This window comes from Plasticicumulans sp. (assembly GCF_035331805.1).
Taxonomy (GTDB): Bacteria; Pseudomonadota; Gammaproteobacteria; order Competibacterales; family Competibacteraceae; genus Plasticicumulans.
The window spans coordinates 1-3156 of record NZ_DAOLKE010000215.1 but is presented as its reverse complement, the minus strand read 5'-3'; the positions used below and the strand labels follow the sequence as shown (position 1 = coordinate 3156).

The window sequence follows — 3156 nt, the reverse complement described above, 5'->3', positions numbered from 1 at the left end:
CCGCTTGCATCGGTTCAGCCCGCAAGCTCCGAAGCCGCAACCGTGCAGTTGCGCCCCCGGGTCTTGCCGCGATACAGCGCCCGATCGGCGAGATCGAGCAGTTCGCTCGCCATCGCCAGCTGCCCCGCCTCCGCCGCGGCCGCGCCGATGGTCAGCGTCAGCCGGGGGTGCTGCGGGTCCTGCTGGCCCTGCAGCAGCGCGTGCATCTGCCCGGCGAGCAGCCGGGCGCCGGCCTCGTCGGTATCGGGCAGCAGCACGGCAAACTCGTCGCCGCCGTAGCGGGCCACCAGATCGGCCGGGCGGGTCGCGACCTGCTGCAGCACGGTGGCCACACGCAGCAGGCAGACATCGCCCCAGGCATGGCCGAAGCGGTCGTTGCAGGCCTTGAAGTCGTCGAGATCGACGAACAGCACGGCCAGGTGGCCGCCCTCGCGCCGGAGCCGGCGCCATTCCCGCTGCAGGCTGCGCTCGAAGCAGCGCCGGTTGGCGATGTCGAGCAGCACGTCGCGCTCGGCCAGCCCGAGCAGCCGGCTGCCGAGCACGTGCAGGGCCTGCATCGCGGCGTTGGCTTCGGTCACGTCCTGCCCCAGCACCAGCACCGTTCCGGGCGCCGGTTCGCTGGGGCGCAGCGCCAGGCTGCGGAACTGGTACTGCCGTCCGTTGCAGCACACGCCGCGGCTTGTCGAGACCCCGAGCCGGGCCAGATGCGCGAGCTGTTCGATGACTGCGCGCACCGGCTCCGGCAACCGCACCCGCCAGTCGCGGCCATCATCCTGGCCCAGACAGGAAAACGCCCTGCCGGTGGTCGCCAGCCGGCAGCGGCCGTCGCGCTCGAACACGAACGCCACCTCCGCGGGCTCGCGCCCGAAGCTGTCGAGCAGTCGCCGCCAGCCAAGCTCCCAGGCTTCGCGGCCGTCGGGATCGGACGGTGCCGCCTCGGGGGCCGCTTCAGGGCACACCTTCCCGGCCGCCACCCCGGTACAACCGGTGCCGCTCCCGGTACCAGGCACACAGGTTGCGCTGCCAGCGCCCCGGCCAGGGGCGGGCCATGTCAGCTGGTGACCGCGCTGGCGCGGCTCTTTCCGGCAGGGCTGGCCTGCGCTCCGGATTCGGACGGCGGCGGGTTTTCCCCGGGCTTCGCCACCACGGGCAACTGCTGCTTCGCACTCGCCGCCGGCAAACCCAGCAGCTGATCGAGCAGTGCGAACGGCCCCGGCGGTTCCAGTCGCTGCAGACCAGCCAGCCAGACGCTGAGCATCTCTTCGGCAAGCCGCTCGCGCTGCTCGCCGAGCTGGCGCTGGCAGCGCAGCAGCGCCGTCGCCAGATATTCGCCCTGCTCATCGGCCATCGACTGCCAGCCGAGCAGCCACGGCCGCAGCGCCCCGAGGCAGCCGAGCCCCGCCTGCCACCACCGGGCCGGCGGCTCGCGCCCCTCCTCGTCGCTCAGGCTCTGGCGGGCGGTCTGATAGAGGCGTGTGCAGTTGTCTTCGAAGCAGCGCTGCAGGTCGACGCCCAGGTCGTAGTACGTGAACCAGGGTTTCGGGGTAATAGTCATGGGACCTCCTCAGGCCATCAGGCGCATCGCGCCCGTCGCCGGCCGGTTGCGCCGACGTACCAGACCGAGCAGCCCGGCGCCCATCAGCGCCGCGGTCATCGGCACCGGCACCGAAACGATGACGCCATCGACGAAGGCGTACTCGCCGACACGATCCCCGGCGCAGAACGTGCCGCGGGCATCCTGAACCGGGCGCTCGGTGTAGCCGGGATCACAGGCCGCACCCAGGGTCGGGAAGTAGCCATCGAGGGCATGGATCTCCAGCCAGTTGTAGCCATCGTGCAGGTAACTGGTGAAATCGATGCTGACCGGCACCGGCTGGCCGGTGACCGGATCGATGTGATCATCCAGATAGCCGGTCTGCACGAACTGGCCGTTGACGATGAATTCGAAGTAGTCGTCGGCAATGATCTGCGCCGCCCCGAGCCGGGCGATTGGATTCGCCTTCAGGTCGAGCGGCATGCCGAACCAGACCTCGGTCGGCCCGTTGGTGCCGGTGTTGTCACAGAGCGTGCTACCCGGCCCGCAGGCCCACATCAGTTGCGCCGAGCTACCGGGCACGATGTCGTTCGGCGTGGTGACCAGATTCGGATACGGCGCCGTCGCCGGATCGCCGGCATTGCTGAAATTGCCGAAGAACCACTGTGTGCCGACCAGCCCGTCGGTCGTCGAGCGCCACTGGCTGCCGCTGTTGATGTTGATGATCTGCGTGGCCGAGGCACCAGAGGCGCCAGCGAGGAGGCCGGCGGCGAGCAGTGCCGCGGCAAGACGGTTGATCCTGAGCATCGGAACCCCCTGAATCCGGATTGACCCATGCCGATTCGATATCGGCAGCTTGCTTGTGCCCTCCGTGACCAGGCGGTCGGCCCATCATTGTTTCCCTGCACCCCTGTGGCCGGTAAGACCAATCTATACCTGTGAGACACATATTGCATTAAACACAAAAAAATAGTGTGGATACATTTCTGCATTTCTGAACTGCATATTGAAATGCCATGCATGCATCATGTCGTCCACATAATTTTCTTGCTTTTTATTAACTTGAAAATTTGAGCGTCATATTCGTCACCATGAATACAGCTTGACTTATCCTGTTTTCAGGAAAACAAGCAGGCAGGCGCTGCGGGTCTATCTGACGCCCGGACCGACTGAAGTGAGGCGAACCTCCGTGCCAGGCGCGTTTCATCCGCAAGCGTGAGGCAAGAGAAGATGGATTCCTGCTCGCAGGTGCAACCCGGAATCGCCATCGAAAGCCATGCGATTTGCGCATGGATGAACCCTCTTCCGATCACCCGGACACGCCTCTGCCGGCAGTCATCGACGCGATACGCAGTGCCTGCATGAGGGGACTGCCGGGAATCGGCGCACAGCGCGGTCCGGGCCTGTGCGGCAGGAGGAAAGCCGGCATCGGGAGGGTTTGCCGGTCCGCGGGCCGGCCTCGTGGCTGGCGGGGATCGGCCCCTTGGGGGTCGGCTCAGCCGTCGGAAGAAGCCGGAAGCCGGGGGAGAGAGGCTTGCGCGGTGCCGGCTTGCGCGGTGTGCTCCGGCTCGATGAACGCCTCCTGCGGCAGCGCGCGCCCGGCGCTGCGGATCAGCCGCCAC

General features: G+C 67.2%; 3 protein-coding genes. All 3 read right to left on the bottom strand.

Going from position 1 to position 3156, the window contains the following annotated elements; translation table 11 throughout:
- Positions 1–14: 14 nt before the first annotated feature.
- The gene (locus PKE44_RS13620; protein ID WP_324552097.1) at positions 15–959 is read right to left on the bottom strand and encodes a GGDEF domain-containing protein; all 945 of its coding nucleotides are present in this window, start codon (positions 957–959) and stop codon (positions 15–17) included.
- Positions 960–1051: 92 nt separating this feature from the next.
- Positions 1052–1555: a hypothetical protein gene (locus PKE44_RS13615; RefSeq protein WP_324552095.1), complete on the bottom strand. Its 504-nt coding sequence runs from the start codon at positions 1553–1555 to the stop codon at positions 1052–1054.
- A gap of 9 nt (positions 1556–1564) precedes the next feature.
- Complete coding sequence (locus PKE44_RS13610; protein ID WP_324552093.1) at positions 1565–2341, bottom strand: PEP-CTERM sorting domain-containing protein; 777 nt, start codon at positions 2339–2341, stop codon at positions 1565–1567.
- Positions 2342–3156 lie beyond the last annotated feature (815 nt).

Coding starts and splice junctions, on each gene's coding strand:
- PKE44_RS13615 (WP_324552095.1), bottom strand. CDS start 1,555: ATGACTATTACCCCGAAACCCTGGTTCACGTACTACGACCTGGGCGTC.
- PKE44_RS13610 (WP_324552093.1), bottom strand. CDS start 2,341: ATGCTCAGGATCAACCGTCTTGCCGCGGCACTGCTCGCCGCCGGCCTC.